This is a genomic window from Parolsenella sp., assembly GCF_982402205.1.
This window is the reverse complement of the sequence record NZ_CEVYAT010000142.1, coordinates 1-4,034: the sequence shown is the minus strand read 5'-3', so window position 1 is coordinate 4,034 and position 4,034 is coordinate 1. Positions and strand designations below refer to the sequence as shown.

The following is a 4,034-nucleotide window of genomic DNA, read 5'->3' as shown; positions in this document are numbered from 1 at the left end:
CAGCAGGTTCTTGGTGTCCCAGAAAGGGTGGTCGGCCGGCAGGGGCTCGGGCGCCGTGACGTCGAGTGCGGCTCCGGCGAGCCTTTCGCTCTCGAGCGCGGCCACGAGGGCGTCTGCCACCACGAGGTCGCCGCGCCCGCCGTTAGCAAAGTAGGCGCCCGGCTTGCATACCGAGAAGAACTTCTCGTTCGCAAGGCCGCGGGTGGCCGGCGTGCTGGGGAGAAACGAGGCTACGATGTCTGCCTCCGCAAGCTCAGCGGCCAGCGCATCCATCGTCACGACGCAGCTGAAGCTCGCCGGGGCCTCGCCACCGTGGCGGCTGGCGCCCACGACGGTGGCGCCCATGCCGGCGCACAGGCGCGCGAAGTGGCCGCCAATGTCTCCCGTGCCCAGCACGAGCACGCGCGCCCCGTCAAAGGTCGTGACCGGCCCCAGGTCTGCCCAGTTGTGCTTGCGCTGGCAGTCCTGGTAGGTGGGGAGGCGCTTCATGAGCGAGAGCGTCATGGCAAAGAGTTGCTCGGAGACCGCCTGGCCATAGGCGCCAACGGCGCAGGCAAGCACGGCCGCGGTGGGAACGGTACCTGCGGAGATGTAGTTGTCGTAGCCGGCCGAGTTGAGCTGCAGCAGCCTGAGGTTGGCGGCGTGGCCAAGCAGCGCAGATGAGACGTTGCCCACGATGACGTTGGTCTCGGCTACCTGCTCGGCCGAGGGTGCGCCCACGTCCAGCGGGCTTGTGGGCGTCACGTAGGTGTAGCGGGCGTGGGGCGCGCCGGCCTCGAGGTGGGCGCGCTGCTCGTCCGTAAGCGGCAGCAGCACGAGGACGTTGAGTGGGTTCGATGCGGTCACGCGGGTCTCCTCTCGTCGATTCTTCGCCGCCATTGTACGGCGCGGGGTGGAGGACGCCCCGTTTGCCCGCATCCTTCTCGGCCGCGGCATCACGGGTGCTATAGACTGGACGAGGCAATAACCCAAGGAAGGGAAAACCATGGCCAACACCAGCAAGACCTCCGCGGCCGACGTGGCGCTTGCCGAGGAGCTCATCGACTTCATCCAGAAGAGCCCGAGCATGTTCCACACGGCGGCGACCATCCGCACCTATCTCGACGAGGCGGGCTTCACCTACCTGCCCGAGACCGCGGCTTGGGAGGTGCGTCCCGGCGGCTCGTACTACACCTGTCGCAACAACTCGAGCGTCATCGCCTGGAAGGTGGGCGAGAAGCTCAACGACAAGGCCAGCTCGTACCACTTCCAGCTTGCCGCCTCGCACTCCGACTCGCCCACGTTCAAGCTCAAGACGGCCTGCGAGCTCGATGGCCCCAGCTCCTACCTGCGCCTCGACACCGAGGCCTACGGCGGCATGATCGACTACACCTGGTTCGACAAGCCGCTGTCGCTGGCCGGCCGCGTGCTCGTGCGCGACGGCGCGCGCATCGAGAGCCGCCTCGTGTCGCTCGACCGCGACGTGGCGCTCATCCCGAGCCTCGCCATCCACATGAACCGCGCTATGAACGAGAAGTTCTCGCCCAACCGCGCGAGCGACCTGTGCCCCATCATGTCGGCCGGCGACTGCACGGTGGGCACCGTCGACGTCCTGGTGGCCGAGGCCCTGGGCGTCGCGCCCGAGCAGATCGTGGCGCGCGACCTGTTCCTAGTGAACCGCCAGCGCGCCTGCGTGTGGGGCGCCGCTAACGAGTTTGTGTCCTCGCCCAAGCTTGACGACCTGGCCTGCGCGTTTACCTCACTCAAGGCGCTCCTCGCGAGCGACAACCAGCGCGACGTGAGCGTCTACTGCTGCTTTGACAACGAGGAGGTTGGCTCCAACACCAAGCAGGGCGCGATGTCGACCCTGCTCGCCGACACCCTGGGTCGCATCAACGCGGCGCTGGGCAAGGACGAGGAGGCCCTGCGCCGCGCCATTGCCGGCTCGATGCTCGTGAGCTGCGATAACGCGCACGCCGTGCACCCCAACCAGTCCGACAAGTCCGACGCCCTCAACCGCTGCGTGCTGAACGGTGGCATCGTGGTGAAGGAGGCCGCGAACCAGAAGTACTGCACCGACGCATTCTCGCGCGCGGTCTTCGCGGCGGTGTGCGCAGACGCCGGCGTGCCCGTGCAGGTGTTTGCCAACCGCAGCGACATGGCGGGCGGCTCCACGCTGGGCACCCTGTCGAACACGCAGGTCAGCATGCACGCCGTTGACGTGGGCCTGCCGCAGCTGGCCATGCACTCGAGCTACGAGACGGGCGGCACGCGCGACGTGGCCCTGGCGATCGCGGCGGTGAAGGCGTTCTACGACGCCGACGTCCGCATCGACGGTGCCGATGGTGCCACGCTGGCGTAGTGACTGCTAATTTGGATTGATGCGCGGGCGCCCCGCTGCCGACGGCGTTCGGCGGCGGGGCGCCTTTTTGGTTGGATGGGCGCGGGAGTGAGGTGGGGCGCGATGCCGGCGGGCCGGTTCGAGCCGGTACGATGCCGGCGGTCCGGGTAGGCCGGTGCGATGCTGACGGGCTGGACGGGTGCGCCGCGCGGACTCGCGGCATGACGTGTGGGCGTGCGGCCTGTCAGCTACTTCCACAGCTTCTTGACGATGAGGACGACCAGGGCAACGACGCCCAGGAACAGGGCGATTTGCAACAACGTTGCCACCAACGTGATGACGATGAACCACATGAACTGAACGGTCGTCTCGCTCATGGTCGCCTCCCCGCTGGAGGCTGTCCTTTATTAAATTGTACGGGATGTGCCTCTCAAAAAAAGCCCGCGATGGCGGCGCTTGCGCGTGCCATCGCGGGCATGGGTTGGTGCCTGCAGTTTTTCTCAGCCAACTCGTTCGGGTGTTGCCCGGCGCCGTTCTCGGCTGGGCCATTGGGACGCCGCCTGACCTCCCTCTCGGCCTACTCGTCGCCGAAGGAGATGCCCAGGAGCTTGGCCTCCTGGATGAGCTCGCAGTTGGGGTCGACGTACTTGAGCTTGCCGGCCACCTGCTCGAGCGGAACGCGCGCCATGTGGCCGTCACGCTGGGCAATCATGTAGCCAAACTCGCCCGCGAGCGCGCCGCGCGCGGCCTCGACGCCGCACTGGGTGGCAAAGATTCGGTCCTGGGCGCTCGGCTCGCCACCGCGCTGGGTGTGGCCCGGCACCGCCACGCGAATCTCGCGGTCGGTGCGCTGGGCAATCTCCTCGGCGATGTCGTAGGCAACGGAAGGCTGCACCCTCGCGGCGACCTTCTTCTTGTAGTCCTTCTTCTTCATGGCCGCCTCCTCGCGCGAGATGGCGCCCTCGGCCACCACGACGATCGCGAAGCGCCCGCCGTCATTCTCGCGCCGCTCGATCGCGGCGACTACGTTGTCCATGCTGTAGGGAATCTCGGGGATGAGGATGACGTCCGCGCCGCCGGCGATGCCCGCATACAGCGGGATCCAGCCCACCTTGTGGCCCATGATCTCGATGACGAAGACGCGACGGTGGCTGTTGGCCGTGGTGTGGATGTCGTCGATGCACTTGGTGGCGATGTCGATGGCGCTGGGGAAGCCAAACGTCATGTCGGTGCCCCAGGTGTCGTTGTCGATGGTCTTGGGCAGCGCGATGACGTTGAGGCCCTCATCGCGCAGACGGTTGGCCGTCTTGGTCGAGCCGTTACCGCCTAGCACGAACAGCACGTCGAGCTTGAGCTTGCGGTAGGTGGCGACCATGGCCGGGACCTTCTCGACGCCGTCGGCCTCGGGGACGTCGAGCAGCTTGAACGGGGTGCGCGAGGTGCCCAGGATGGTGCCGCCCTGCGTGAGGATGCCCGAGAAGTCCTTCCACTTCATCTGACGGTAGCGGCCGTAGATGAGGCCCTGATAGCCGTCCTCGAAGCCGAAGATCTCGACCTTGTCCTTTGAGTTCTTGAGGATGGTCTTGACGATGCCGCGCATCGTGGCGTTGAGAGCCTGGCAGTCGCCGCCGCTCGTGAGCAGGCCGATTCTAAACATGTTCATCCCTCCTGTGGGCACGCGCGCCGGAGGTTACCTATTTGACGTGTTTTTGGC

At 66.7% G+C, this 4,034-nt stretch carries 4 protein-coding genes; 1 reads left to right on the top strand and 3 read right to left on the bottom strand.

Features of this window, described 5'->3' with window-relative positions; translation table 11 throughout:
* Nucleotides 1-846, bottom strand: an 846-nt coding sequence (locus tag AC1VTH_RS07105; protein WP_481335452.1) for a D-2-hydroxyacid dehydrogenase, incomplete at its 3' end; no start/stop codon positions are given.
* A 139-nt stretch (nucleotides 847-985) separates the two neighbouring features.
* Here AC1VTH_RS07105 and AC1VTH_RS07100 point away from each other — a divergent pair.
* Nucleotides 986-2,341: a M18 family aminopeptidase gene (locus tag AC1VTH_RS07100; protein ID WP_481335451.1), complete on the top strand. Its 1,356-nt coding sequence runs from the start codon at nucleotides 986-988 to the stop codon at nucleotides 2,339-2,341.
* A gap of 227 nt (nucleotides 2,342-2,568) precedes the next feature.
* On the opposite strand, the gene AC1VTH_RS07095 is transcribed toward AC1VTH_RS07100, so the two are convergent.
* Nucleotides 2,569-2,697 carry a hypothetical protein gene (locus AC1VTH_RS07095; RefSeq protein WP_481335450.1) on the bottom strand — a complete coding sequence of 43 codons (129 nt, stop codon included), beginning with the start codon at nucleotides 2,695-2,697 and terminating at the stop codon, nucleotides 2,569-2,571.
* A gap of 200 nt (nucleotides 2,698-2,897) precedes the next feature.
* The gene (locus tag AC1VTH_RS07090) at nucleotides 2,898-3,977 is read right to left on the bottom strand and encodes a 6-phosphofructokinase (protein WP_481335449.1); all 1,080 of its coding nucleotides are present in this window, start codon (nucleotides 3,975-3,977) and stop codon (nucleotides 2,898-2,900) included.
* Between the last annotated feature and the right edge of the window lie 57 nt (nucleotides 3,978-4,034).

Excerpts from the sequence above, each read along its gene's own strand:
- AC1VTH_RS07100 (WP_481335451.1), top strand. The coding sequence starts at position 986 with ATGGCCAACACCAGCAAGACCTCCGCGGCCGACGTGGCGCTTGCCGAG.
- AC1VTH_RS07095 (WP_481335450.1), bottom strand. The coding sequence starts at position 2,697 with ATGAGCGAGACGACCGTTCAGTTCATGTGGTTCATCGTCATCACGTTG.
- AC1VTH_RS07090 (WP_481335449.1), bottom strand. The coding sequence starts at position 3,977 with ATGTTTAGAATCGGCCTGCTCACGAGCGGCGGCGACTGCCAGGCTCTC.